At 70.3% G+C, this 25961-nt stretch carries 26 protein-coding genes and 1 pseudogene; 18 read left to right on the top strand and 9 right to left on the bottom strand.

The genetic code is table 11. From position 1 onward, the window contains the following. The 4 genes and pseudogenes from RBH18_RS31520 to RBH18_RS31505 form a co-directional block, all read left to right on the top strand. Positions 1 to 144, top strand: a pseudogene (locus RBH18_RS31520) (roadblock/LC7 domain-containing protein); the annotation flags it as partial. Next, the gene (locus RBH18_RS31515) at positions 141 to 554 is read left to right on the top strand and encodes a DUF742 domain-containing protein (RefSeq protein WP_306214110.1); all 414 of its coding nucleotides are present in this window, start codon (positions 141 to 143) and stop codon (positions 552 to 554) included. The pseudogene RBH18_RS31520 and the gene RBH18_RS31515, both read left to right, overlap by 4 nt. A gap of 34 nt (positions 555 to 588) precedes the next feature. Further along, positions 589 to 1137 carry a GTP-binding protein gene (locus RBH18_RS31510; protein WP_372339020.1) on the top strand — a complete coding sequence of 183 codons (549 nt, stop codon included), beginning with the start codon at positions 589 to 591 and terminating at the stop codon, positions 1135 to 1137. Between the two features lie 93 nt (positions 1138 to 1230). Further along, on the top strand, positions 1231 to 2130 hold the full coding sequence (locus RBH18_RS31505; protein ID WP_306214108.1) for a hypothetical protein: 900 nt from the start codon (positions 1231 to 1233) through the stop codon (positions 2128 to 2130). 193 nt (positions 2131 to 2323) lie between these two features. On the opposite strand, the gene RBH18_RS31500 is transcribed toward RBH18_RS31505, so the two are convergent. Then, the gene (locus RBH18_RS31500) at positions 2324 to 2575 is read right to left on the bottom strand and encodes a hypothetical protein (RefSeq protein ID WP_306214107.1); all 252 of its coding nucleotides are present in this window, start codon (positions 2573 to 2575) and stop codon (positions 2324 to 2326) included. A 323-nt stretch (positions 2576 to 2898) separates the two neighbouring features. Here RBH18_RS31500 and RBH18_RS31495 point away from each other — a divergent pair, with 323 nt between their 5' ends. Genes RBH18_RS31495 through RBH18_RS31480 form a run of 4 tightly spaced genes read left to right on the top strand, consistent with a single transcriptional unit; the run spans position 2899 to position 7432 of the window. Beyond that, positions 2899 to 4245, top strand: a complete 1347-nt coding sequence (locus tag RBH18_RS31495) for a glycosyltransferase family 2 protein (RefSeq protein ID WP_306214106.1) — start codon at positions 2899 to 2901, stop codon at positions 4243 to 4245. 30 nt (positions 4246 to 4275) lie between these two features. Further along, complete coding sequence (wecB, locus tag RBH18_RS31490; RefSeq protein ID WP_306214105.1) at positions 4276 to 5460, top strand: non-hydrolyzing UDP-N-acetylglucosamine 2-epimerase; 1185 nt, start codon at positions 4276 to 4278, stop codon at positions 5458 to 5460. Next, a complete protein-coding gene (locus RBH18_RS31485; protein WP_306214104.1) occupies positions 5460 to 7067 on the top strand; it encodes a polysaccharide deacetylase family protein in 1608 nt (535 codons plus the stop codon). The genes wecB and RBH18_RS31485 overlap by 1 nt, the downstream gene beginning before the upstream one ends. Beyond that, a complete protein-coding gene (locus RBH18_RS31480) occupies positions 7064 to 7432 on the top strand; it encodes a nuclear transport factor 2-like protein (protein WP_306214103.1) in 369 nt (122 codons plus the stop codon). Before RBH18_RS31485 ends, RBH18_RS31480 begins: the two co-directional genes overlap by 4 nt. On the opposite strand, the gene RBH18_RS31475 is transcribed toward RBH18_RS31480, so the two are convergent. Next, positions 7429 to 8211: a dienelactone hydrolase family protein gene (locus RBH18_RS31475; RefSeq protein WP_306214102.1), complete on the bottom strand. Its 783-nt coding sequence runs from the start codon at positions 8209 to 8211 to the stop codon at positions 7429 to 7431. The genes RBH18_RS31480 and RBH18_RS31475 overlap by 4 nt on opposite strands. Before the next feature lie 144 nt (positions 8212 to 8355). Between RBH18_RS31475 and RBH18_RS31470 the strand changes: the two genes are divergently transcribed. Next, complete coding sequence (locus tag RBH18_RS31470) at positions 8356 to 9816, top strand: cellulose binding domain-containing protein (RefSeq protein ID WP_306214101.1); 1461 nt, start codon at positions 8356 to 8358, stop codon at positions 9814 to 9816. A 121-nt stretch (positions 9817 to 9937) separates the two neighbouring features. Continuing rightward, positions 9938 to 12097, top strand: coding sequence for a S8 family serine peptidase (locus RBH18_RS31465; RefSeq protein ID WP_306214100.1), 2160 nt, complete (start codon positions 9938 to 9940; stop codon positions 12095 to 12097). A 3-nt stretch (positions 12098 to 12100) separates the two neighbouring features. On the opposite strand, the gene RBH18_RS31460 is transcribed toward RBH18_RS31465, so the two are convergent. Beyond that, a complete protein-coding gene (locus RBH18_RS31460) occupies positions 12101 to 12709 on the bottom strand; it encodes a TetR/AcrR family transcriptional regulator (protein WP_306214099.1) in 609 nt (202 codons plus the stop codon). 105 nt (positions 12710 to 12814) lie between these two features. On the opposite strand from RBH18_RS31460, the gene RBH18_RS31455 reads away from it, so the two are divergent. Together RBH18_RS31455 and RBH18_RS31450 are read left to right on the top strand one after the other, a co-directional pair. Continuing rightward, complete coding sequence (locus RBH18_RS31455; RefSeq protein WP_306214098.1) at positions 12815 to 13276, top strand: MarR family winged helix-turn-helix transcriptional regulator; 462 nt, start codon at positions 12815 to 12817, stop codon at positions 13274 to 13276. Further along, positions 13273 to 14922, top strand: coding sequence for an MDR family MFS transporter (locus tag RBH18_RS31450; RefSeq protein ID WP_306214097.1), 1650 nt, complete (start codon positions 13273 to 13275; stop codon positions 14920 to 14922). The genes RBH18_RS31455 and RBH18_RS31450 overlap by 4 nt, the downstream gene beginning before the upstream one ends. Before the next feature lie 48 nt (positions 14923 to 14970). Here RBH18_RS31450 and RBH18_RS31445 read toward each other — a convergent pair whose 3' ends face one another. Then, the gene (locus RBH18_RS31445) at positions 14971 to 16398 is read right to left on the bottom strand and encodes a DHA2 family efflux MFS transporter permease subunit (protein ID WP_306214096.1); all 1428 of its coding nucleotides are present in this window, start codon (positions 16396 to 16398) and stop codon (positions 14971 to 14973) included. Positions 16399 to 16483: 85 nt separating this feature from the next. Further along, the gene (locus tag RBH18_RS31440) at positions 16484 to 17137 is read right to left on the bottom strand and encodes a TetR/AcrR family transcriptional regulator (protein ID WP_306214095.1); all 654 of its coding nucleotides are present in this window, start codon (positions 17135 to 17137) and stop codon (positions 16484 to 16486) included. A gap of 176 nt (positions 17138 to 17313) precedes the next feature. On the opposite strand from RBH18_RS31440, the gene RBH18_RS31435 reads away from it, so the two are divergent. Continuing rightward, positions 17314 to 18879: a GGDEF domain-containing protein gene (locus RBH18_RS31435; protein WP_306214094.1), complete on the top strand. Its 1566-nt coding sequence runs from the start codon at positions 17314 to 17316 to the stop codon at positions 18877 to 18879. Positions 18880 to 18970: 91 nt separating this feature from the next. Next, complete coding sequence (locus tag RBH18_RS31430) at positions 18971 to 19786, top strand: SAM-dependent methyltransferase (protein WP_306214093.1); 816 nt, start codon at positions 18971 to 18973, stop codon at positions 19784 to 19786. A gap of 4 nt (positions 19787 to 19790) precedes the next feature. Here RBH18_RS31430 and RBH18_RS31425 read toward each other — a convergent pair whose 3' ends face one another. Continuing rightward, the gene (locus RBH18_RS31425; protein ID WP_306214092.1) at positions 19791 to 20429 is read right to left on the bottom strand and encodes a nitroreductase family protein; all 639 of its coding nucleotides are present in this window, start codon (positions 20427 to 20429) and stop codon (positions 19791 to 19793) included. Between the two features lie 421 nt (positions 20430 to 20850). Next, entirely contained in the window at positions 20851 to 21231 is a 381-nt protein-coding gene (locus RBH18_RS31420; protein WP_306214091.1) for a hypothetical protein, read from the bottom strand. A gap of 465 nt (positions 21232 to 21696) precedes the next feature. Between RBH18_RS31420 and RBH18_RS31415 the strand changes: the two genes are divergently transcribed. Then, positions 21697 to 21933 carry a DUF397 domain-containing protein gene (locus RBH18_RS31415; protein ID WP_306214090.1) on the top strand — a complete coding sequence of 79 codons (237 nt, stop codon included), beginning with the start codon at positions 21697 to 21699 and terminating at the stop codon, positions 21931 to 21933. Positions 21934 to 22009: 76 nt separating this feature from the next. Here RBH18_RS31415 and RBH18_RS31410 read toward each other — a convergent pair whose 3' ends face one another. Then, positions 22010 to 22921, bottom strand: a complete 912-nt coding sequence (locus tag RBH18_RS31410; RefSeq protein ID WP_306214089.1) for a helix-turn-helix domain-containing protein — start codon at positions 22919 to 22921, stop codon at positions 22010 to 22012. Between the two features lie 265 nt (positions 22922 to 23186). Here RBH18_RS31410 and RBH18_RS31405 point away from each other — a divergent pair, with 265 nt between their 5' ends. Continuing rightward, positions 23187 to 23510 carry a hypothetical protein gene (locus tag RBH18_RS31405; RefSeq protein WP_306214088.1) on the top strand — a complete coding sequence of 108 codons (324 nt, stop codon included), beginning with the start codon at positions 23187 to 23189 and terminating at the stop codon, positions 23508 to 23510. 222 nt (positions 23511 to 23732) lie between these two features. Continuing rightward, positions 23733 to 23918, top strand: coding sequence for a hypothetical protein (locus RBH18_RS31400; protein WP_306214087.1), 186 nt, complete (start codon positions 23733 to 23735; stop codon positions 23916 to 23918). Between the two features lie 3 nt (positions 23919 to 23921). On the opposite strand, the gene RBH18_RS31395 is transcribed toward RBH18_RS31400, so the two are convergent. Then, positions 23922 to 24755: a phosphoribosylaminoimidazolesuccinocarboxamide synthase gene (locus tag RBH18_RS31395; RefSeq protein WP_306214086.1), complete on the bottom strand. Its 834-nt coding sequence runs from the start codon at positions 24753 to 24755 to the stop codon at positions 23922 to 23924. Positions 24756 to 25043: 288 nt separating this feature from the next. Between RBH18_RS31395 and RBH18_RS31390 the strand changes: the two genes are divergently transcribed. Continuing rightward, a partial coding sequence (locus tag RBH18_RS31390; RefSeq protein ID WP_306214085.1) for a phospholipase D-like domain-containing protein occupies positions 25044 to 25961 on the top strand: 918 nt, incomplete at its 3' end.

The raw sequence follows: 25961 nt of genomic DNA, 5'->3' as shown, positions 1-25961 counted from the left end.
GCCGGCTCGGTGCTCGGCGTGGTGGCCGACCGCTCCGCGAACCTCGGCACGCTGGCGTACGAGATGACGCTCTTCGCCAACCGGGCGGGTGGCGCCCTGAGCCCGCGGCTCATCGCGGAGTTGAAGAACGCCGTTCAGCAATGAGCACGGACCCGGAGGTGCCCGGGGTCCGGCCCTTCCTGCACGGGCCCGCACCTGAGGGCCCGCCCGAGACCGGGCCCGACGCGGCGGCGGTGCTGCGGCCGTTCGTCATCACCTCCGGGCGTACGGCGGCCGCCGACCCGAGCATCGGCCTGGAGACCCAGGTCAGCACGCTGCCCGGCGTGTCACCGGCCCGGCTCAGCCCCGAGCGCCGGGCCATCGTGCAGCTCTGCCACGAGCCGCTGTCCGTGGCGGAGATCTCGGCTCGGCTGCGGCTGCACTTCGGCGTGGCCCGCATCCTGGTCGGCGACCTGCGGGCGACCGGCCACCTCGACGTGCACGTGATGGACGACGAATTCCCCGACCCCGACACCATCCTGCGAGTGATCAGTGGACTACGCGCCCTCTCCTGACAGTCACGCCCGGGCTGCCACGGCCGCGCCGCCGGTGCCGGTCAAGATAATCGTGGCCGGCGGCTTCGGCGTCGGGAAGACGACCACGGTCGGGGCCATCTCGGAGATCGCCCCGCTGACCACCGAGGCCGAGATGACCATGGAGTCGGTCGGCGTCGACGACCCCGGCAGCACCGGCAAGACGACGACCACCATCGCCATGGACTTCGGCTGCGTCACCATCGACCGGACCCTCAAGCTCTACCTCTTCGGTACGCCCGGCCAGTCCCGCTTCGCCTTCATGTGGGACGACCTGATCCGCGGCGCCCTCGGTGCCCTGGTCGTGGTTGATACGTCCCGGATCGACGACTGTTATCCCGCTGTGGACTATTTCGAGCGAGCCGGGCTTCCGTTCGCGGTGGGCGTCAACACCTTCAACGGTCAGCTGGGCTACAACCTGGACGAGGTGCGCTGGGCGCTTGCGGTGCGTGACGACGTGCCCATCGTTCAGTTCGACGCCCGATTCCGCGGTTCCGTGAGAGATGCCCTGCTCGTAGTGCTTGACCAGGCCCTGCACAAGGCCGTACGCATGCGGCAGTCGTAAGGTGTGCGCGGAGTCGCTCCGTGACCGGTTCCCAAACCGCTCCCGAGCGGGCACAGTGGTACGGGCTACCGCTAGGGACGGGAGGACGATGCCGTGCGAGGCGGACTGGACGACGCTCTCGACAGGCTGGCGCGCCGCGACCAGCTGCGCCGGCGTGCGACCGGCGAGGAGCCGGGCACCCCACCGGCGGTGACCGAGCTGGTCGAGGCGATCGCCGCCGTGGTGGGCCGCAACCCCGAGCTCGCCGTGACGGTGGGCGTCGAGGGCGCCGGCGACCCGACGCTGTTCCACTTCGCGGTCGAGGACGGCATCGTGCAGGTCAGCGCCGACACCACGGTCGCCCGCCGCGCCGACGAGCCGCCCGTCGACTACATCGACGTCGACCCGGACGAGCCGCACACCCCGCCGCACGGCTACGTCTTCGAGCAGCCCACCAACGGGCACGGCTATCCGGCGTACGAGCAGCAGGCCGCGCCGCAGCCGCATCCGTTCGCGGCCACCCCGCCGCCGGAGGTCCCAGTGCAGACGTCGCCGGCGGCGGCCTACGACGCGCAGACCTCGCCGGCCGGGTTCGCCGCCCAGACCAACGGCTACGCCCCGCAGACCAACGGCACCGGCTTCGCGACCCCGACGAACGGGTTCGCGGACCACAGCAACGGGTTCACCGACCACGCCAACGGTTTCGAGGCCCCGAGCAACGGCTTCGCGTCGCCGGCCAACGGTTTCGAGGGCGCGAGCAACGGGTTCGCGTCGCCGACCAACGGTTTCGAGGCGCCGAGCAACGGCTTCGCGTCGCCGGGCAACGGGTTCGCCGAGCACAGCAACGGCTTCGGCGCGGCACAGCAGCAGGCCGCGGAGGAGCAGCCCGGCATGCCGCCGCCGCTGGCCGAGCCCATCCCGCTCCGCATCGACGAGCAGGAGACCGAGCAGGCCGCCCGCCGCATCGCCGCCCTGCTCCGCGAGGACCCCTCCCTGCTCCGCTCCCAGGAGTAGCCGACGACCCGTCCCCGCGCCGCTGCCCGGGGAGCAGCCAGTGTTCACCCCTGCGCGCCCGCAGGAGCCGGAAGCCGCAAGCGCAAGCTGCTGGAGGCCCAGCCGAGCACCTTCGCCCGAGCACGACACCCGCAAGCCGCCGGAAACCAGGAACGCCACGCCGCAGCCGGCGTGGCGTTCTCCGTGCGGGAAGTCAGTCGTCGGTCAGGGCCAGGGTGTCGGGCAGGTCGAGCAGCACCTCTTTGCGCTCGGCGTCCTTCGTGCGCTCGGCGAGCTCCTCGATGAAGTCGACCAGGTCGTCGCGCTCGTCGTCGGTCAGGTCCTCGAGCGTGGTGGCCAGGTCGTCCAGCAACGTCGTGGCCGTCGCGGAGTCGATCTCGTCGTCGCTGGTGAGTTCGATCGACACCGCCAGGTCGATCAGGGCTCGCATGAGGGTCCGGTTCACGCGTGCAGCATAGACCTCACGCAGAGTTACGGGCAGTGATCGCGACGCCACCAACCGGCATGCCCGCCCGGAATCACTGACCGTCACGGCCGAGTCGCGATCCGCCGCGCCGCAGATGTCGCCGAATTCCGCGGCATTACGCCCCATTCCGCCGCATTCGCGCCGCCTGAGATGTCTGACATGGGCCGATCGGCCACATCGACCCGGACCTCCGTTGCGCGCCCTTGTGTCACGCTCCGTGAGACCTTAATGTCCTAATACGCCCGGCGCCGCGGCAAAAGCGCGGCGACACAGGAAACGGTGAGTGACGAAGGGAGCCCGGCATGACCGCCTCGCACAGCTGGTACCTCGTGGTCGCCGGATACGCCTTCCTCCTGGCCTGGCCGGTCTCCACGATCGCGCTCGTCAGCTTCGCCGTCCGGTACATCGCATCGCACCGCAAGGCGCTCGTCGAGCACCAGCTCGCCCAGGGCGACGGCACGCCGGAGCACTTCTGGATCATCGTGCCGGCCCTGAACGAAGAGGTCGTCGTCGCGAACACGGTCAATGCCGCGCTCACCCTCGGCGGCCCCGGCGGCACGCTGGCCCGGGTGCTCGTGGTCGACGACGGCTCCGACGACCGCACGCCCGAGGTGCTGGCCGCCATCCGGCACCCCCGGCTGCTGGTGCTGCGCCGGGAGCTGCCGGAGGCGCGTAAGGGCAAGGGCGAGGCGCTGAACGCCGCGTACCGCTACATCGCCGCGCGCACCGCCGAGGCCGGCATCCGGCCGGAGAAGGTCGTCGTCGGCATCATCGACGGCGACGGCCAGGGCAGCGGCAACATCCTGCTCGAGGTCTCCCGGATGATGCGTGACCCGGGCATCGGCGCCGTGCAGGTGCAGGTCCGCATCCGCAACCGCGACAAGCTCCTCGGCGCGGTGCAGGATCTGGAGTTCGGCGCGATCGTCAACGCCTGCCAGAGCCTGCGCGACGTCATCGACACGGTCGGGCTCGGCGGCAACGGGCAGTTCACCCGCCTCTCCGCGCTGCTCGGGCTGGGCGACTCCCCCTGGTCCGCCTGCCTGGTCGAGGATCTCGAGCTCGGCCTGCGCCTGCACCTCGGCGGCATCGGCATCCGCTACACCTCGCGGGCGTCGGTCACCCAGCAGGCCGTCGTCGACCTGCGCCGGCTCACCCGCCAGCGCACCCGCTGGGCCCAGGGCAACCTGCAGTGCGCGACCTACCTGCGCCGCCTGGCGCGCTCCCGGCGCATCGGGGTCACCTCGCTGCTGGAGATGGTCCACTACCTCGTCTCGCCGTGGCTCAACGCCGTGGTGACCGTGGCCCTCGCGGCGGGCGTGCTCGCCGGCTCGGCGGGGCTGCTGCTGGATGATCCGCTCCCCTACCTCCGGTCCTGGATGGACCTCGCCCACGCCGGCGAGATCTGGGCGGCGGTCACGCTCTTCCCCGGTTTCGTCTGGGCGCTGGTGCACCGCTACCGGCTCCGCGACGAGAAGCTGCGCCGGCTCTTCACCGCCGCCGTCGCGTACCCCGTGTTCCTGCTCCTCGGCCTGGTCGCCACCTACCGCGCCATCGCCCGCCAGGCGACCGGCCGGCAGACCTGGGCCAAGACCGAACGCCTCAGCGAGGACCCGATCGAAGCTCCCCGCGATCTGGCCCTGGCCGCCTGACACCCCCCGACAACAAAAGGTCCCCCCACCATGTCTGAAGTGCACCTGATCGGCGGCACGCGCCCCGAGGCCGTCAAGCTCGCCCCCGTCGTCCTGGCCTTCCGCGAGGCCGGCCTGCTCACCCCGGTCCTGGTCGCCAGCGGCCAGCACCCCACGATGGTCACGCAGGCCCTCGCCGCCTTCGACCTCACGCCCGACGTGACGCTGCGGGTCGAGCGCGGCACCGGCACCCAGGCCGAGCTGCTCACCGAGATGATCAGGCAGCTGGACGGGCTGTGGGCCGAGCGCCTCCCCGCCGCCGTCATCGTGCAGGGCGACACCACGACGAGCCTGGCCGGCGCGCTCGCCGCGTTCTGGCGCCGGATCCCGGTGGTGCACCTCGAGGCGGGGCTGCGCTCCGGCGACCTCGACTCGCCGTTCCCCGAGGAGGCCAACCGCCGGCTGGTCGCCCAGGTCGCGAGCCTGCACCTGGCGCCGACCCCGCTGGCCGCCATGAACCTGCTGGACGAGAACGTCGCCACCGAGCAGGTGCTCGTCGCCGGCAACACCGTGGTCGACGCCGCGCTGGCCGTGGCGGCCGGCCGCCGCCCGTACGAGAATCAGCAGGTCGCGGCGGCCCGGGAAGCCGGCGCCGACCGTCGTCTCGTGGTCGTCACCGCGCACCGCCGCGAGTCGTGGGGGGCGCCCCTCGACCGCATCCTGGCCGCCGTCCGGGCCCTGGTCATGCGCTACGACGACATCGACGTGATCCTGCCGAGCCACCCCAACCCGGCCGTACGCGCCCAGGTCGAAGCCGGTCTCGCGGGCGTCGAGCGGGTCACGGTCACCGACCCGCTGCCCTACCCGGACCTGGCCCGGCTGCTGTCCGAGGCCTACCTGGTGCTGACCGACTCCGGCGGCATCCAGGAGGAGGCGCCGTCGTTCGGGGTGCCCGCCCTGGTGCTGCGCGACGTGACCGAGCGCGTCGAGTCGCTGCACGCCGGCTGCGCGAAGCTCGTCGGCTCCGACCCGGCCCGCATCGTCTCCGAGGCCGCCGAGCTGCTCGACAGCCAGGTCCGCCGCGACGCGATGACCGCCGGCGGCAACCCCTACGGCGACGGTCTCGCCGCCGCCCGCACCGCCCAGGCGACCGCCGCGCTCCTCGGCCTCGCCGACCGGCCCGCCCCGATGCCCGCTGTCACCCCCGCCGCCCTCTCGTTCGGAGCGTCCCTCTGATGCGTATCTCCCGTCGTACCCTGCTGGGCGCCGGCACCGCCCTCACCGCCGTCGCCGCCCTCGGCTTCGGAGTCGTCAACGCCGATGCCGCCACCAACACCACGGCCACCACGCCGGTCCCCAGCAAGAGTGGCAAGGCCGCGCCCGGCGGGGGCACCGCGAAGACCCTGGTCCTGTACGACACCACGGGCGACTACGGCTGGATGGGCGAGGTCTACGCCACCCAGACCGCGAACCTCGTCTCGCACTTCGGCTCGTGGACCGCCACCCCGGTCAAGGGGTACAAGGCCGGCGACCTCAACGCCTACACCGCGGTGGTCTACATCGGCTCGACCTACGACGAGCCCCTGCCCGCCGCGTTCCTCGCCGACGTCACCGCCACGAAGAAGCCGGTCACCTGGCTCTTCGACAACATCTGGCAGCTGACCGACGCGTCCTTCGCCGCGACGCACGGCTTCGCCAGCGGTTCCTTCGACTTCGCGGACGTGGCGGAGGTCGGCTACAAGGGCAAGAAGCTGACCCGCGACACCACCGACAAGTCCGGCATCATGCACCTGTCGGTGACCGACGCCGCGAAGTTCACCACCCTCGCCACCGCCGTACGCCCCGACGGCACGACGTTCCCGTGGGCCGTCCAGTCGGGCAACTTCACCTATGTCGGCGAGATCCCGTTCGCGTACGTGACCCACGACGACCGCTACCTGGCCTTCGCCGACCTGCTCTTCGACTCCCTCGGCGACACCGGCGTCAGCCGCGACCGGCACCGCGCGCTGGTCCGCATCGAGGACGTCGGCCCCGACTCCGACCCGGCCGAGCTCAAGGCCATCGCCGACTACCTCTTCTCGCAGAAGGTCCCGTTCAGCGTCGCCGTCTACCCGCGCTTCCGCGACCCGAAGAACGCCCAGGACTACACGCTGCTCAACCGGCCGAAGGTCGTGTCGGCCCTGCGGTACATGCAGCAGCGTGGCGGCACCATGCTCATGCACGGCTACACCCATCAGTACGGCAACGTCGCCAACCCGTACGACGGCGTCAGCGCGAACGACTTCGAGTTCTACCTGGCCCACGTCGACGCGAACAACAGTGTCGTCTACGACGGTCCGGTGAAGGAGGACTCGGCGGCGTACGTGACCAGCCGGGTCGCCGCGTCGAGCCTGATCTTCACCCTCGCCGGCCTGGGCGTGCCGTCCACCTTCGAGCCGCCGCACTACGCCGCGAGCGGACTGGACTACCAGACGATCAACACGCTGTTCGGCAAGCGCTACGACCGGGGCCTCTACTTCCCCGGCGTGCTCACCGGGGCGAAGTTCGACTACACCCGCCAGTTCGGGCAGTTCTTCCCCTACGCGGTCCGCGACGTCTACGGCTCGGTCGTCATCCCGGAGAACATCGGCAACGTCGAGCCGGAGCCCTTCAACAACCACCCGGCCCGGCTGCCCGCCGATCTGCTCGCCTCGGCGGACCGCAACCTGGTCGTCCGGGACGGCGTGGCCAGCTTCTTCTACCACCCCTACCTGGGCACCGACTACCTGAAGACGCTGGTCACCGGGATCAAGGGCCAGGGCTACACGTTCGTCACCGGCGACTCGATGGTCTCCGGTTCGTGAGCTCCGCCGACATCGCCTACCAGTACGCGGCCTCGTGGATGCGGTGCGATCGCGCCGCCGTCCGCGAGGCCATCGCCCCGGACGCCGAGATCGAGTGGAACCTCGGCCTGCCGGTCGACGACGAGGAGCTGGTGCAGACCCAGCACCGCATCGCCGCCTTCGCGGACCGGATCACCATCGCCTCCAGCGTGTACGCCGGCGACCGCGCCGCCTTCGTCTACGACTGCCGGGCTCCCTTCGGCACCGTCCGGCTGGCCGAGTTCCTGACGGTGGACGACGAGGGCCTGATCACCGAGATCCGCCAGGCCTGGGACCTGACCGCGCTCAGGTGGTTCGTCCCCGGCATTCTCGACGAGCTGACCTAGCCATCGGCGGGCGCCGGGCGTACCTGATCGCTTTTCAGAACTTTTTCGAGAAACGGGATCAGGACTTCCCAGTGCCGCTGCTCGGCCGCCTCGTTGTAGGACGCCGTGTCGCTCATCGTGTAGCCGTGCGCCGCGCCCTCGTACAGCTCGGAGGTGTAGCGGACGCCGGCCGCGTCGAGGGTCCGCTCGAGCTCGGCGATCTGCTCGGCGGTCATCGAGCGGTCGTTGTCGGCGTGACCGAAGTAGAGCTCGCCGGTGACCTTGTGCGCGGCCAGGTGCGGGCTGTCGGGCTGGCCGGTGACGAGCCCGCCGCCGTGGAAGCTGGCCACGCCCTTGATCCGGTCGGGGAAGGCGGCGATCGCCTTGAACGCGTTCCGGCCGCCCATGCAGTAGCCGGTGATCGCCACCGGCGCCTTCGCCACCCGCTTCTCGGACTCGAGAAAGTCCAGGTGGGCCGCGGTGTCGCGGAGCAGCAGCTCGGTGGTCAGGCCCTGCACGAGCGGGGTGACCGTGCCGATGGTCCGCTCCCGGCCCTCCGGCGTGGCGAGGTCGCTCATGTCCACCAGGGGCGCCGGCCCGGCACGATAGAAGAGGTTCGGCACCAGGACCGCGTAGCCCTGCGCGGCGATCCGGTCGGCCATCTCCCGCAGCCGTGGCCGCAGCCCGAAGGCGTCCATGTAGAGCAGCACGGTCCGGAACGGCCCGTCCCCGTCCGGCACCACCAGGTACGCATCCGCGAGCCCGCCCTCGGCCGGGATGTCCACAGAGATCTTCTCCATCCCGGCACGCTATACCGATCACTTCGCGTGATCACCAGGAGCCGGTCCGCGACTTAAAACGGACTTAAGACAACTGGCAGAACTCTTTAAGCCCCTCCGCCGCACGCTTTCTCCGTTCGTGAAGATGTCTCGATCGGAGTTTCCATGTCACGTCGACGTCTACGTCTCGCCATCTACGCGGGTGCCGCCGCGCTTGCGGTGGGTGGAGGTGCGGTCGCTGCGGTCGCCGCGACGGGGCCGTCGACCACCGCCGCCGGCACGCTGAGCGCCTCGTTCAGCAAGGACTCCGACTGGGGTACGGGCTACCAGGCCCAGTACACGATCAAGAACACCGGCGGCGCCGCGGTCACGGGCTGGGAGCTCGACTTCGGTCTGCCGTCCGGCGCGAAGCTCGGCAGCTTCTGGGAGGCGAACGTCACCACGTCGGGCACCCGGTCGATGGCGAAGGACCGTGGCTACAACGCGACGATCCCGGCCGGCGGCTCGACCACGTTCGGCTTCATCGTCACGGGCAAGGGCGACCCGACGAGCTGCACGATCAACGGCGCCTCCTGCCTCTCCGCCGGCGCCGGCACACCCACCACCGCGCCGACGACCAAGGCACCGACCACCGCGCCCACCACCAAGGCGCCCACCACGCCGCCGACCACGGCCCCCACCACCAGGACGCCGACCAGCGCCCCGGCCACCACGACGGCCCCGCCCGCGTCCGGCGGATCCGGTGGCAATGTGCTCGTGGCGCCGTACGTGGACATGGGTCTGCTCTCCAACGGCAGCACCACGCTCTCGCAGCTCGCGTCGAGCGGCAACGTCAAGTCCTTCTCGCTGGCGTTCGTCACCGGCGCCGGCTGCAAGGCCAGCTGGTTCGGCGCCTTCGACCCGCGCGCCAAGCAGTTCAGCGACCAGATCAACGCGCTGCGCGCCGGCGGCGGCGACGTCAAGGTCTCCTTCGGCGGCGCGACCGGCGTCGAGCTGGCCCAGGGCTGCTCCGACGCCAAGGCCCTGCAGGCCGAGTACCAGGCGGTCGTCAGCGCGTACAACCTGAAGTACATCGACCTCGACATCGAGGGCGCGGCCTCCGCCGACGCCGCCTCGATCGCCCGCCGCTCGACCGCGCTCGCCGCGCTGCAGAAGGCCAACCCCGGCCTCAAGATCTCGCTGACCCTCCCGGTGCTGCCCGAGGGCCTGACCGGCGACGGTCTCAACGTGGTCAAGTCGGCCAAGGACGCCGGCGTCGACCTCGACCTGGTCAACATCATGGCGATGGACTACGGCCGCAGCGCCCAGGACTACGGCGACCTCGCGATCCAGGCCGTCAAGTCCACCAAGGACCAGCTCAGGTCCCTGTACGGCATCAGCGACGCGGCCGCCTTCAAGAAGGTCGGCGTCACCCCGATGCTCGGCAAGAACGACGACAACGGCACCTTCGCCCAGAGCGACGCCCGTGACCTGGTCGCCTTCGCCAACAGCAACCACCTCGGCATGGTCTCCTACTGGGAGGTCAACCGCGACAAGAACGCCTGCTCCGGCGCCCTCTTCCAGTGCACCAACGTCAGCCAGTCGCCGTTCGAGTTCAGCAAGATCTTCGCCGGCTTCCAGGGCTGACCCAGGCCCCACCCTTCCGTCCCCCAACGGAAAATCCCCAAGAAACGCGGCGCCCTTCCCCGGGGCGCCGCGTTCCGCTTTCCCGTTGCGCGACGTCGTTACGGTGCCGTACCTTCCATCCGTGCGCTTCGCTTCGGCCTGCTTGATCTCCTCGTTGCTCCTCCCGGGCCTGGCCGCCCCCGCCCAGGCGGGCCCCGCCACCGTCGTGACCTTCGACGTCGGCGGCAGCGCAGATGCCATCACGGCCGCACTGGCCGACTCGGTTCTGGACAGCCGCCCGATCTACGGCCTCGACGCGATGAGCATCGACGTGTCGCCGGACCTCGCTGACCATGTCGACTCCCTGCTGCGCAACGAGCCCGGCGTCACCTGGTTCGAGCGCGGCGCCGTCGTGACCGCCGACTACGAGATCGACGACAGCGCACTCGACGTGACGCAGATCCCGCAGGCGTGGACCTGGACAAGCGGCAGCCCGGCCGTCACGGTGGCTGTCGTCGACAGCGGCGTCACCTCCACCGCCGATCTGACGTCGCCCCGGCTGGCTGCCGGCTGGGACTTCGTCGACGGCGACGACGTCACCACCGACTCGGACGGGCACGGCACGGCCCTCGCGAACGTCATCGCCGCGGAGGCGGGCAACGACGCCGGCAGTGTTGGCGTCTGCAGCAAGTGCGAAGTCATGCCCGTACGGGTGCTCGACGGCGGGCAGGGCACGTCCGGCACCGTGGCGTCCGGTATCACCTGGGCCGCGGCCCACGGTGCGAACGTCATCAACCTGTCTCTGAGTACCTCTGTCGCGAGCCGTGCCCTGCGAGAAGCGGTCGAGTTCGCTGTGGATCGGGGCGCCGTGATCGTCGCCTCCGCCGGCAACGTCGCGTCGACGGACCAGCGATACCCCGCGGCCTTCGACAACGTTCTTTCCGTCGGTCAGTACGGGTCGCCGAGCAAAGGTCAGTGGGTCGATGTGACGGCGAACAGCGGCTTCCACGTGCTCGGCAAGGACGGGGAGCTCACCGCCGCTGTCAAGGCCTCCGGCGCGACAGCCGTCACGTCCGGCGTGGCAGCCCTGGCCCTCTCCCTGCGCCCGGACGCCACTACGGCCGAGGTCACCTCGGCGATCGTGCGGGACGTCGACGTCATGCCGAACAAGCAGCCGCTTGTGAACGCCGCCCGGGTGGCGTACGACTTCGCCCGCGACGACACGGTGGCGCCCACAGTGACCCGGACCAGCCTGAAAGAGGGCGCGTTGATCAACGCTCACGGCGGCTTGATCACCCTCTACGCAACCGATGACCACGGCATCGCGCGCATCGAGCTGCTCGTCGACGGCCAGGTCGTGTCCAGCGCCCGCCGCTCCGGCGCCGCGGTCTGGCTGCGGCCGCCGACCGGCTTCAACGGGCCTATGCCGGTGATCGTGCGTGCGTACGACTACGCCGGCAACTACAGCGACGTCACCACCGTGGTGCAGGCCGACACGATCACTCCCACGGCGACCTTCGTCTCTCCCGAGATCTTCACCGTGGTGCACGGCACGACCATCGACCTCACCGTGTCCAGCACCGCCACCGACATCGAGTCCGTCTTCTCCCACTACGGCGGCTCGCTTGCGCAGGTGGCCGGAACTACCAAGTGGAAGGGACGGGTTCCCCTCGACCCCTCCGGATGGCTCACGGTCGAAGTGCGCGACAAGGCCGGCAACACCTTCGAGGTCAGCCGCCCGGTCAGCGTCGACAACCTACCGCCGTCGGGCGGCTGGATCTCCCCGTCGCAGAATGCCAGGGTGCGCGGCACCTTCACCAGCAAGCTGACCGGCGTCACCGACCTCGGCGGCATCGCGAAGGCCGAGCTCTGGGCCAACGGCAAATACCTGGGCGCCGACAAGACCGCCCCCTACGCGCTGGCCGTCAGGACCGGCACCACCTCCGGCAAGGTCAAGCTCACCTGGCGGGTCACCGACCGCTTCGGCCAGGCCCGTACCCTCGCCGCCCGCACCGTGACCGCCGACAACGCCGGCCCGGCCGTCTCGATCACCAAGGCGCCGGCGAACAAGGCGAAGGTGAAGGGCACGGTCACCGTCACGGTCAAGGCCTCGGACCCCAGCGGCGTCGCGCGCGTCGAGCTGGTCGTCAACGGCAAGGTGGCTGCCCGCGACTACACCGCCGGGTACGCCCTCAAGCTCACCACCAAGAACCGCGCGAAGACCCTCAAGGTCCAGGTCCGCGCCTACGACAAGCTCGGCAACGTCCGGTACACCGCCACCCGCACCTGGACGCGCGCCTGACCGTCAGGCGTTCCCGAATCCCCGGCCCGCCTCGGCCAGCGCGTCGCCGGTGATGGTCCGCAGGTCGGTGGTGTCCGCGTTCTCGAGCCAGACGTGCAGCGCCACCCGCATGGCGGCCAGGAAGGTCGCGACCATGAGCCGGGCGCGCAGGCCGCGGTCGTCGTTGTCGTCGAGGCGCTCGGCGACAGCGGCGGTGAGCTCGCGCTCGGCGGAGGCGTAGACGCGGGCCTGCTGGCTGAGCAGGGCGGGGTGCTGCCGCAGGAGCCGGACCTGCTCGATCCACTGCGGGTCGAGCGTGCCCTGGCTGGCGTAGTAGGCGGAGGCCGTGCGGCTCAGGGCCGTCCAGGCGTCCTCCGCCGCCGGGCGCTCGCGGATCATGCCGACCATCTCGGCCATGCGCACCCGGTCGCCGTGCAGCAGGGCCTCGTCCTTGTTGGCGAAGTAGTTGGAGAAGGTGCGGCGCGAGACGCCGGCCTCGTCGGCCACTGCCTCGACCGTGACGTTGTCGGCGCCGTGCGCGACGGCGAGCCGTACGGCGGCCTCGTGGAGGGCCTGCCGGGTCGCGGCCTTCTTGCGCTCGCGCAGCCCCGGCTCGGCCGTCGTGGCAGTCATGCGTCAAACATACCGACGATGTGACTCAGTTCCCACTGCGCAAACTTGCACATGCGGCAACTTGAACCGATAGTTGTATGTGGCAACCATTCCTAGGAGGCACTCATGGCTACTGCGCTGCGTCGCGAGCTGATGACTGAGGCCCGGGAGCTGACGAAGGCGATGCGCCTGCTGAAGAGCCGGCTACCCGGTCTGCAGTCGGCCATTCCCCCCGGCACGCTGCAGGTGCTGTGGATCATCAGCCCGGCCTCCGGCTGTCACCTGAAGGATCTCGCCGAGCGCACCTCCCTCGACCCGTCGACGGTCAGCCGCTCGGTCGCGGCGCTCGTCAAGGCCGGGCTCGTCGCGCGCAGCGCCGACCCCGACGACGGCCGGGCCAGCGTGCTGACCCTCACCCCCGCCGGCGCGCGGGCCCTCGACGAGATCGCCGGCTGGTACGACCAGCAGCTCGCCGAGGCGCTCCGGGAATGGACCCCCGAGGACATCGCCGTCCTCACGGCGCTGATGCGGCGCCTTTCGACAGACCTCATGTCCCGTCACGACCACCCGCTGGAGGCAGCGCGATGAGCGCACCAACCACATCCCGCGCCGAAAGCGCAGCCAAGCACCATGAATCGGGGGCGATGAGCCACCGGGAGATCCTCTCGGCGCTCAGCGGCCTGCTGCTCGCCCTCTTCGTCGCCATGTCGAGCGCGACCATCGTCTCGACCGCGCTGCCGAAGATCATCGGCTCGCTGAACGGCAGCCAGACCCAGTACACCTGGGTCGTCACCGCCACCCTGCTGACCAGCACCGCGACCACCCCGATCTGGGGCAAGCTCTCCGACCTCTACAGCAAGAAGCTGCTGGTCCAGATCTCCATCGTGATCTACGTCGCCGGCTCGATCGTCGCGGGCTTCTCGCACACCGCCGGCCAGCTGATCGCCGCCCGCGCCTTCCAGGGCATCGGCCTCGGCGGCATCCAGGCGCTGGTCCAGGTCGCCATCGGCGCGATGATCCCGCCGCGGGAGCGCGGCCGCTACAACGGCTACCTCGGTGGGGTCATGGCCCTCGCCACGGTCGGCGGCCCGCTGCTCGGCGGCCTCATCGTCGACACGGACTGGCTCGGCTGGCGCTGGTGCTTCTTCGCCGGTGCGCCGTTCGCCGTCGTCGCCCTGATCGTGCTGCAGCGCACCCTGCACCTGCCCGTCTTCAAGCGGGACAACGTGAAGATCGACTACGCCGGCGCCTCGCTCATCGCCGCCGGCGTCAGCGTCCTGCTGATCTGGGTCTCGTTCGTCGACAGCTCGTTCGCCTGGCTGTCGTGGCAGACGTACGCCATGGTCGGCGCGGGCCTGGTCCTGCTGGCCCTCGCCGTCTGGGTGGAGAGCCGCGCGGCCGAGCCGGTCGTCCCGCTCAACGTCGTCAGGCAGCGCACCACCGCCCTGGCGATCATCGCGAGCCTCGCGGTCGGCATGGCGATGTTCGGCGGCTCGGTCTTCCTGGGCCAGTACTTCCAGACCGGCAGGGGCTACAGCCCGACCGAGGCCGGCCTGATGACCATCCCCATGATGGCCGGCGTGCTGCTGTCCTCGACCATCTCCGGCCGCATGATCACCCGGACCGGCTTCATCAAGCCCTACATCGTCGCCGGCACGGTGGTGCTCGTCGTCGGCTTCGGGCTGCTGTCGCTGACCGACCACCAGACCCCGCTCTGGCAGCTCTGGCTGGGCATGCTGCTCGTCGGCACCGGCGTCGGCATGTCGATGCAGAACCTCGTCCTCGCCGTGCAGAACTCCGTCGCCCTGCGGGACATCGGCGCGGCCAGCGCCACGATCGCGTTCTTCCGCTCGCTGGGCGGCACGATCGGCGTCTCGGTGCTCGGCGCGGTGCTCGCCCACCGGGTCACGGACGACATCACCACGCACCTCGCCCAGGCGGGCGTGCCGGCCTCGGCGACGAGCGGCGGCACCAGCAGCCTGAACCTCGCCGAGCTGCCGGACTCCATCCAGCAGATCGTCCGGGCCGCCTACGGCGACGCGACCGGTCACATCTTCCTGATCTCCGCGATCATCGGCGTCGTCGGCGTGCTCGCCGCGGTGTTCTTCCGCCGGATCACGCTGCGCAGCACGATGGACCTGGGCGCTTCCGCCGAGACGCCCAAGCACGCCGCGGAGACCGACCAGCCCGCCGCGGACCACGGCCTGCCCGCGAAGCACGCCGTGCACAACTGACCTTCGCACCAGACGCGGCGCCGGGCTCCGAGAGCCCGGCGCCGCTTCTCATGCGGCCACCGCGGCCTCGGCAACCTGGTCGCTGGTCGGACGCAGGCGCGGGGCGCTGAGCGCGGTGAGGATGTTGGCCGCCGCGAAGATCGCCGCCAGCACCAGCCCTCGCTCGAACCCGCCGGCCAGCGCGTCCTGGGGCGCCGACCCACCGGCGATCAGCCCCTCGACATGCGACGTCGACAGCGTCGTGATGACCGCCAGCCCGAGCGCGCCCCCGACCTGATAGCCCGCGTTCACCACGCCGGACGCCGCGCCCGCCTGGTCGTGCCGGACGTCGGCCACGGCGGCGATCGAAGCCGGCGTGCCCGTGGCGATGATGCCCACGCCGAAGATGATCAGGCCCGGCAGCACCGTGGTCACGTACGAGGACGTGGCATCGGCGGTCGAGAGCAGCAGCAGGCCGGCGATGCTGAGGACGGCGCCGCCGATGTGCACCGGCCGCGTCCCGAAGCGCGTGACCAGCTGCGAGGCGATCACCGCGCTCGCGATCGCCGCGAAGCCCATCGGCAGGAACTGCAGCCCGGTCTCGAGCGCGGTGAGCCCGCGGACCTGCTGCAGGAAGATCGCGGTCAGGAAGAACATGGCCAGGAAGGCCGCGCCGTTGAGGGCCAGCGCCAGCATCGCCGTGGTCAGGCTTCGAGACCTGAAGAGCGTCAGCGGTACGAGCGGAGCAGCCGACCGGGCCTCGACGCGTACGAAGGCGGCGAGCAGCACGACCCCTCCCACCAGCAGCGCGATGACCTCGAACGACGACCAGCCGAGCGGCTCGGCCCGGATCACGCCGAGCACGATGGCGAGCAGGCCGGCCGTGCTGAGCAGGGCGCCCGCGACGTCGAACGTCCGGCGGCCCGTCGTCGCCGCCCGGCTCTCCGCGACGATCGCCGGGGCGAGGGCCGCGATCACCACCGCGAACGGGACGTTGACCAGGAAGATCCAGCGCCAGGAGAGCGAGTCGACGAGCAGGCCGCCCGCGATGACGCCGAGGGTGCCGCCGAGACCGGCGAGACCGCCCCAGACGCCCATCGCGATGTTGCGCTCACGGCCGTGGGCGAAGGTGACCGTGAGGATCGCGAAGGCGGCCGGGGACAGCAGCGCGCCGCCCAGGCCCTGCACCGCGCGGAGCACCACCAGCTGCTCGGGGTTCTGGGCGAGGCCCGCCAGCAGCGAGGTCGCGCCGAAGACCAGCAGGCCGACGACGAACATCCGGCGCCGCCCGATCAGGTCGGCGACCCGCCCGCCGAGGAGCAGAAACCCGCCGAAGAGCAGGGTGTACGCGCTGACCACCCACTGCAGCCCGGCGGCGCTGAAGCCGAGGTCGGCCTGGATGCCGGGCAGAGCGACGTTCACGATCGTCACGTCGAGCACGACCATGAACTGCGCGACCGCCAGCACCGCCAGCGTCGGCCATGGATTTCGAGGCACGGACTTCCCCTTACGCTCATGTACGTTGTACATGTACACCGTAGATGTACGGCGTAAAGGTGTGTCAAGAGACGTGACGTGATCGTCAGCGGGAGTTGCGGACCCCTTGGACCAGCAGGTCGAGGGTGTGCGTGAAGAAGTCGTCGTCGCTGCGGCAGTCGACGAGGGCCGGCGCGGCCGCGATGACGTGGGGATAGCGGGCCGGCGGGAGCGTCTCGAGCGACGCCCGCTTCAGCCGCAGCTTCTCGTCGTGCTCGGCGGCAGAGGCCTCGGGAACGCCCGCCGGGTCGGTCGCCACGAGCGTGATCACCGAGCAGAGCAGGAAGGTGGCGGCCTCGGCGGAGCGGCGCGGGTCGAGGCCCGCCTCGGCGAGCAGGCCCAGCGTCCGCTCGGCCAGCCGCAGGCCGCTCTCCGCGACGAGGATGCGCCGCATCGCCAGCCCCGCGAAGGTCGGATGGGGACGCAACGCCGTGAGGATGGCCGCCAGGATGGCGCGCAGCCGCACGTCCCACGGCTCGTCGGTCGGCTCCGGCAGGACAACGTCGTCGAGCAGCCGCTCGGCGAGCGCGTCGAGCAGGCTCTCCTTGTCGTTGAAGTGCCAGTACATGGCCATCGGCGTGACGCCGTTCTCCTGGGCCAGCCGCCGGATCGTCACGGCCTCGAGCCCCTCGGCGTCCGCGAGCGTCACAGCGCAGCCCACGATCGTGTCCCGGCTGAGGCGCTGCTTCTGCTTCGTCACCCGACAACTGTACGCCGTACATCGGAATTCACCCGTCGCCATCGCGACGTGGATCACGTTCATGACGATGGGAGGCGCTGGTGACGCAACGCTAACCTTCGGATACATACGGCTTCTTCTCCACTGGAGGCCGCGGGTGCCGATCTACGCCTCGGACGAGCCGGAAGGAGGGACCGATGGACGAGTACGCGACCGAGTCGCTGGGCGCTGCCCTGACCGAGCTCGAGGACCAGTACCTGTGGGACGCCGACTCCTCCTACGCGGCCGCCACCCGGATCGAGGAGCAGGCCCGGCTCCTGGGCGACGAGCGGCTCGTCACGCGGGCCCGGCTCAGCCAGGCGAACATGCTGATGCGCAAGGGCGACGTCGCCGGGGCGGCCAAGCGGATCTGGGCCATCCACCGGTGGGCCGCCGCCCATGCCGACCGGGTGCTCCAGGCGCGTACCCACCTGGTGTGGGCCCACATCCACCGGCACCTGGGCGACCCGGCCCAGTGCCTGGAGCACTCGGTGCTCGCGGTGGAGCTGCTCGACGACGCCGCGACGCCCTACATGCACGTGTGGCACCGCGCCAAGCTCGCCGACGCGCTCGGGCTGGCGGGCTCGATGGAGCCGGCCCGCGAGCGGTACGCGCAGGCCGAGCAGCTGGCGGCCGACCTCGGCCAGGTGCAGCTGCTGCTCGGGGTGCTCAACAACCACGCGTACACCGAGTTCGCCTGCGGCGACAAGAAGCTCGCCCAGCAGGTCGCCGACAAGCTGCAGAAGACGGCCGCGGCGCACGGCGTCGAGCTCGACCCGGCGGGGCTCGACACCATGGGCGCCATCGAGATCGAGAACGGCAACTACCTCGCCGCCGAGGAGCTGCTGCAGGAGGCGGTCCGGCGGCACCAGCTCGGCAAGTACGAGGACGCCGACGCGCTCGCCGAGTACATGCTGACGCTGGCCCGGGCGCAGCGGCACCGGCAGGCTACCGACCGCGCCCAGGAGAGCTTGGACACGTCGCGCCGGCTGTGCGAGGAGCGGGGACTGGGCGATGTCCTGGTCCGCGTGCACCAGGAGCAGGCCGAGCTGCACGCCGCCCGGGGCGAGTTCGCCGACGCGTTCGCCGTGCACAAGGTGTTCTTCGCCGCCCACTACGCCCTGCACTCGTCGCAGCGGGAGGCGCAGGCGCGCACCCGGCAGGCGATGTTCGAGACGACCGAGGCGCGGCGCGAGGCCGAGCGCTTCCGGGAGCAGGCCCGCCGCGACCCGCTGACCGGCCTGCGCAACCGCCGCTACGTCGACGAGCGGCTGCCCGAGCTGATCGGCGCCGGCGACCTGACCGTGGCGATCGCCGACCTCGACCACTTCAAGCGGATCAACGACCAGTTGTCGCACGACGTCGGCGACCAGGTGCTGGTCCAGGCCGCGAAGCTCTTCGAGACCGCGATCTCCGCCGTGTCGCCGGAGGGGTTCGTCGCGCGGATGGGCGGCGAGGAGTTCCTCATCGCGCTGCCGGGCCTCGACCCGGTCACGGCCGTCGGCCACCTCGAGGCGCTGCGGCGCACGGTGGCCGGCCACGACTGGCGTGAGCTGGTGCACGGTCTGCCGGTCACGATCAGCATCGGGGTGGCCGATCTCCGCGACGACCTCTCCGGTACGCAACCCGCCCTGCTCGCCGCGGCCGACCGCAACCTGTACGTCGCCAAGCACGCCGGCCGCGACCGCGTCGTGGCGGAAGTGTCCTATCGCGACGCCGCCTGACCCCACCCACCCGTGGGCGACTGATATTGATCATGATTGCCGGTTAGGCTGTCCCTTTCCCGACACAAGGTCACCACGACGGGGGAGTCGCATGCCGCAGGACGGTCCGCTCGAGTCCGCGCCGCCCGGGGTCAACCCGGCGGTGCCGCACTCGGCCCGCATCTACGACTACTGGCTCGGCGGCAAGGACAACTTCGCGTCCGACCGGCAGGTCGGCGAGGCCATGCTGCAGGCCATCCCGACCCTGCGCGCGATGGCCGGGGAGAACCGCAAGTTCGTGCACCGGGCCGCCCGGGAGCTGGTGACGGCGGAGGGCATCCGGCAGTTCCTCGACGTCGGCACGGGCATTCCCACGCGGCCCAACCTGCACGAGATCGCGCAGCGGCTGGCCCCGGAGACCCGGGTCGTCTACGTCGACAACGACCCCATCGTGCTGGTCCACGCCCGCGCCCTGATGATCAGCAGCCCCGAGGGCCGCTCGGAGTACATCGCCGCCGACCTGCGCGATCCCGAGTCCATTCTGTCCGATAAAGCCCTGCAGGACACGCTCGACCTGTCGCGCCCGGTGGGCCTGACCCTGATCGCCGTCCTCATGCTGCTCGCCGACGAGGACGACCCGTGGTCGCTGGTCGCCCGGCTGCGCGATGCCATGCCGTCCGGCAGCCTGCTCGCGATCACCCATCCGACCGCGGACTTCAACCCCGAGGCGGTCGACGAGGCGGTGGCGGCCGCCCGCGGCGCCGGCATGACGCTGGTGGCCCGGACCAAGGAGGCCGTCGCCCGGTTCTTCGGCGACTGGGAGCTCCTCGACCCGGGCCTCGTGCCGGTGCCGGCCTGGCGCCCGGACACGCCGGTCGCCGACCCGGAAGCCACCTACTATTGGGCCGGCGTCGCCAGGAAGCCCTGAGGACTCACCACGAGTCCCAGTGGATCACCGTCTCCGGGTCGGGGCGCTTGGCCGGCCGGAAGTCGGTGCCCTTCGTGTAGGCCAGCGGCGTGAGGACCGCCTGGGCCACCGTCTCGTACGGGATGCCGAGGATCTCGGCCACCTCCTGCTCGCGGGCCCGGTGCATCGACGTCCAGGCCGTGCCGAGGCCCCGGGCGCGCGCCGCCAGCATGAAGCTCCACATGCCCGGCAGGATGTTGCCGAGCCCGGCGACCGCGTACTCCCTGGTCGCGCCGACGGTGCAGCCGAGCACGAGGGCAGGCGCGTCGCCCATGTGCTCGCCCAGGAAGTCGGCCGACTCGGCGACCTTGGCCTGGATCCTGTCCCGTTCGGCGTCGCCGGTCGGGCGGCCGGGATAGCCCGGTGATGCCTTGTAGCCGGCGTACACCTGCCGGTAGACCTCGCCGACGGCCCGGCGCTTGGCCGCGTCCTTGACGACGACGAACTGCATCGTGACCACGTTGGAGCCGGACGGGGCCTGCAGCGCCATCGCCACGCACTCACGGATCAGGTCGTCCGGGACGGGCGTCCCGAAGTCGAGGCGCTTGCGGACGGCCCGGGTCGTCGACAGCAGCTGATCGGGATCAAGATCAAGTAGTGGCATGCTCGCATTGTCGCGTGTCGCCCGGGCCGCCGCGCGGGGAACGGCCCTTCGGTGTCAGCGTCTCTTCGACGGGGAATGCGGCCGGCCGAGCGATCCAGCACGGGGGAACCGGACCGCCCGGCCGGGGTCGGGCGACGCGCCGGACGCCCTGGGTGCGGGCGTCCGGCGCGCTCTCATCTGTGGCCCTCGCGGGCGTTGTCCTTCATCCGTGACTGCTCTGTCCGGCTGTTCCGCCGACGCCGGCTGACTCCCTGACCGCGTCGCCTGCCTTCCGCCGCCGGCCGTCTTCCTGACCGCGTCGCCTGCCTTCCGCCGCCGGCCGTCTTCCCGACCGCGTCGCCTGCCTTCCGCCGACGCCAGCTGTCTTTCTGACCGCGTCGCCTGTCTTCTGGCGACGTCGGCTGCTCCTCTGACGACGTTGTCAGGCGCGTAGTCGTGGCCTCCTGCGGGGCGGCATTTTCGGCAGGATCGCCGCGCGCACCAGAACCTCGCGGCGCGGGCCCGGCCGACCGGTGCCGCGGTCGATCACCGTGCCCTCGACCTCGAGCCAGGTGTCGCCGTCGTAGGGCACCGGGCGCTGCCACTCGATCCGGTGCAGCCGCAGCGCGAGGGGGCCGAGACCCCAGCAGTAGTCGGCCTCCGCGAAGACGTGGACCGGCCAGCGCGCGACGTCGGCCTGCAGGCGGCCACGGCGGATGACCGGCGCGGCGTCGGGGCGGAGGGTGCTGCTGTGACCGGCGCCCGCGTGCACCAGGGCGGTGCGGCGGCGGTGCGCGTGGCAGAGGTGCTCATTGACCCGCATCGGAATCACCCTCTCCGGCGGCGAAGCGGCCCTCGGACCCCTTTCGGGTCAGAGCGTGGCGAACTGCCCCGAACCGGTGGGACACTGTGGACGCCCGGGTGCTCGCCGCCCACATGTCGTCGGCCCGGTCGATGCGGTGGACAAGGGACGGATTGGTGCGACGAGGCGCCTCCTCGACGCCCCGGCCGAGCGGCTCCCAGGGCGCCGGGCCGGCGTTGGCGACCGACATGTGCACTTCCTCCCGCCGCGCGACCGCGGCCGCAGCCTGCATCGAGGCCGAGCGCGATCGTTCCGTCACTTAAAGATGTCACCCTCCGTGATCCCCATTCGCTGGGGTACGTGCGTTATCACGCTCACAATCATGTGAGAACGCAAGGCCAAATGCACGTGCATCTGCACAGCAGGTAGCCGGCGTGACACACATCGCCGGTCCCCGGACCGGTCTCATCGTTAGGGAGTCGAGCAATGACGCGCATTTTCAACGGCATGCCCGCCGGGCAGCTGGAGGGCGTGGCCTGGAAGAAGAGTGGCCGGAGCAACCCCAGCGGCAACTGCGTCGAGACCGCCGCCCTGCCGGACGGCAGCATCGCCATGCGGAACTCCCGCGACCCGCAAGGGGCGGCGCTCATCTACACGCGTGCTGAGATCGAGGCGTTCCTCGGCGGCGTGCGGGACGGGGACTTCGACTACCTGGTCGGGTGACCCGTCGTCGCCCGGGGGTGTCACCCGGACGAGTGCTTGACGGAGAGTGAATGGACAGCAAGCCCCGAGGGCGCTGTCAGGCCAGCCGGCCGACCTCGTGCAGCAGCTTGCCGAGGATCTCGGGGGTGTTGTTCGGCGGTTCGGCGTCGATGCAGACGCGCTCCATGGCGATCGCGTACTGGTCGACGTCGTCCCGCTTGTCCAGATAGATCCCGCTGGTCAGCTGCTCGACGTAGACGACGTCGGGCAGCTCCGGCTCCGGGAAGCGCAGGATCGCGAAGGGACCGCCGGCGGCAGCGTGGCCGCCGGCGTTGAACGGGATGATCTGCAGGCGCACGTTGGGCTTCTTCGAGGCCTCGATCAGCGCCTCGATCTGCCCGCGCATGACCTCGTAGCCGCCGATCGGCCGGCGCAGCACCGCCTCGTCGATGACGGCCCACAGCTGCGGCGCCTCCACCCGGTCGAGCAGTTGCTGGCGCTGGCGCCGCAGCTCGACCCGGCGGTCGATCTCGTCGGGCGTCGCGCCCGCGTGGCCCAGCATGATGACGGCCCGGGCATACTCCGGCGTCTGCAGCAGGCCCGGCACGAACTGGATCTCATAGGTGCGGATCAGCGTGGCGGCCGCCTCGAGCCCCAGATAGGACTGGAACCACGTCGGCATGACGTCGCCGTAGTGGTGCCACCAGCCCGGGTTGTTCGCCTGACGGGCCAGCCCCAGGAGCGCCTCACGCTCGGCGGCGTCCTTCACGCCGTACATGGTCAGCAGGTCGGCGACGTCGCGCTCCTTGAAGCTGACCCGGCCGAGCTCCATGCGGCTGATCTTCGAACCCGAGGCACGGATCTCGTAGCCGGCGTCCTCACGGCTGATGCCCTTGCCCTCGCGGAGTCTCCGCAGCTGCGCACCGAGCAGGATGCGAAGCACGGTAGGGCCGCTGTTCGGCGCCTCCTCCTGCGTACCCGTGCTCACCTGGCTCCTCGTCCGATACATCCCCTGCGAAGCTGCAAGTTGCAGATCCGTCGCCCAATGCATCCTAAGGGTGAGATCGTCCAGTGGAAAACCGAACGTTCGGACCACCCCGCATCCCGCGCACGAGCCGGATGCACGTGCATCCTGCCTTGCGAACGCACTGGATCCCGAGCATGATAGCTGACAGGCGGTCGTTCTTGCCCTGACGCAGAGTGTCGAAAACTCTGACTGTCCCGGTGGTGACGCCGCCGCAGGGACCACACCCGGATGGATGCAGGAGGCTCTCGTGTCTACCCCCACCTTCGCCCCGCCGCAGCGTGATCCCGCGGAGGTCAAGCCCGCAGGCAGCTACCACCCCGCCGAGCGCGTCTGGGTCTACCGCGACGGCTGGCGCGCCGGCATCATCGAGGCCGCCTCCGCCATCGCCGTCACGGTCACCTACCGTCCCGGCACCCACATCGGCACGGGCGTCGACACCTTCACCGCGCCGTATGTGACGGTGCGAGCGGACGAGGACCCCACCCTCGACTACCGCAATGAGAAAGGCCTCGCCATCCGCCGCCCCAAGACCGGCGGCGACGGCGCCTCGCTGCTCGGTGCGTTCGGATGATCGCTACGGTGGTCCTCACGACGACACTGGGACTGATCAGCCTGCTCGCCGGCGTCGCGCTCGGCTGGCATCTGCGCCGCACATCCGAGTAAAGCCCGCCGCTGATCAGCTCCAGCGGGACCCGCCCAACCGAGTGTGGGCGTCACTGTCTAGGCAAGCGCGTGTGGAAGCCGCAATCTGGGCGAGCGCGTGTGCGCGCCGCAATCTGGGTACCCGAAGGTCATGACGAATCCTTCACTGGACCCGACAATCGGCGGCCCCGAGGACATCCGTCCGACCAGCAGCAGCCAGGCGGCCGACCGCGAGCGCGACCGCCAGTCCGCGCAGGACGGCGGTCAGGACGCGGTCAACGCCACCGAGCAGGTCGACGACGACCGCGCCCACCACAAGGGCAAGCACCGCCGCTGAGGGCTACTTCCAGCGGTCGCCGGTCAGCCGCTCGTAGACCTCGACGTACCTGTTCCGGGTGGCCTCCACGACCTCCTCGGGCACCTCGGGCCCGGGCGCCGTCCGATCCCAGTCCAGCGACGCCGACCAGTCCCGCAGGAACTGCTTGTCCAGGTACCGGGGAGCCGACCCGGGAGCCCACTCGTCGGCGGCCCAGAAACGAGCGGCGTCCGGCGTCAGCAACTCATCGCCGAGCTTCAGCTGCCCGTCACGCCACCCGAGCTCAATCTTGAGATCGGCCAGCAGCAGCCCGCTCCGAGCCGCCACCTCGGCCCCCCGCCGGTAAACCTCCAGCGTGACCCGCCGCAACTCCGCCGCCACATCCGCCCCGACCAGGCCCTCAACCTGCTCGTACGTGATGTTCTCGTCATGCCCCGCCCCAGGCGCGACCTTCGTCGACGGCGTGAAGATCGGCTCGGGCAACCGCGAAGATTCCACCAGCCCACCCGGCAACTCAACCCCGCAGATCGACCCATCCTTCTCGTACGCCCGAAGCGCCGACCCCGCAAGGTAACCCCGAGCAATACACTCCACCATCACCATCTCCAGCGGCTCGCACCGAACCGCCCGCCCCGCCCACTCGGCCGGCACGTCAGTGCCCGAGATGATGTGATTAGGCAGCACATCCGCCAGTTGCTCGAACCACCACAGCGACAGCTGCGTGAGAATCTTCCCCTTGTCCGGAATCAACGTGGGCAAGATCACGTCATAGATCGAAATCCGGTCGGACGCCACCAGCAGCAGGTCCTCCCCGTCCCGATAGACGTCCCGGACCTTCCCCGAGTGCACCAGCTCCACGTGTCTTCCCCCAGCGCCGCGTTGTTTGTCCGCCGCGATGCTAGCGCCGTCCACCCGGATGAAACGCCTGGCTCCCCCAAGGGGGCCATCGTTGAGCACGCGTGTGCCCGGCACTGACGTGCCCGGCGTCTTGAGCTGGTCAACGCTGCGCTGACCAGCTGGTCGTGTCGACAAGACGCTCAGTCGGCGTGCGTTCCGCGGATTCACGCAATCTCTGATCGACTCACCGCCCCAAACACGCGTACCGATCTGGCCTCGCCGGAGGGTGTCCTGCGGCACACTGTCCGCGTGGCGGAGGACTTTGCTGCGGGCGCCTATGAAGCAGTCCTGACTGAGGGATTGGCGCGCCGGCTTTCTGGGGTAGATGAGAAGCTCCTTGAACTGCAACGGCTGCGACCGGCCGACGTGGCTGATCGCATAGCCGAAGTGGTGGCGCAGCAGCTGAGGCTAAGCCTGGAGGCCGTTCCTGAAGATCAAAGAGTGGCCACCAGCGTGGACACGGCTCGCGTTCTCATCGATGCTCTCCACGCGCATCTAAGGCAGGCCAAGACGGTCGCAGATCCACCGGACTCGACCGGTCGCGTGCTGAATAGCATCGGGCAGCACCAGCCCGACGGGACGGTAAGGATGGCGTCTCGTCCGCTCATCCCGCTGCGCGACACCACAGTGCTTACCAACGCGCCCGGCGAGCCGCGGGTCGGAAGCCAAATCAAGACTGAGATTGATTCTGCGGACGCCATTGACGTGGTGATGGCCTTCGTTCGAGTCAGCGGCATTCTTCCGCTCCTCGAGCCGCTACGTCAGCATTGCGCGCAGGGCCGGAAGCTTCGCCTTCTCACCACGACCTATACCGGGTCGACCGAGGGAAAAGCTCTCCAGATGCTGGTGGATCTAGGCGCCAACGTCCGGGTGTCTTATGACACGACGGGTACCCGCTTACACGCCAAGTCTTGGCTTTTCCACCGGGAATCGGCCCTCAGCACGGCCTATGTTGGGTCCTCCAATTTGACCTACTCGGCGCAGACCGCGGGCAAGGAGTGGAACGTTCGCGTATCCGCCGCACGGAACCCCGATGCCGTTAAAAAGATCAGTGCAGTTTTCGACACCTACTGGGCCAGCAGCGATTTCGTCGATTTTGACGGTGCGGAGTTCGAGCAGCAGCTGAGCAGGTCTCGCGGGACCAACACCCCTTCCACGGTCCTGAGT

The organism is Actinoplanes oryzae, assembly GCF_030757795.1.
Lineage (GTDB): Bacteria > Actinomycetota > Actinomycetes > Mycobacteriales > Micromonosporaceae > Actinoplanes.
This window is presented reverse-complemented; position numbering and strand designations above follow the sequence as displayed.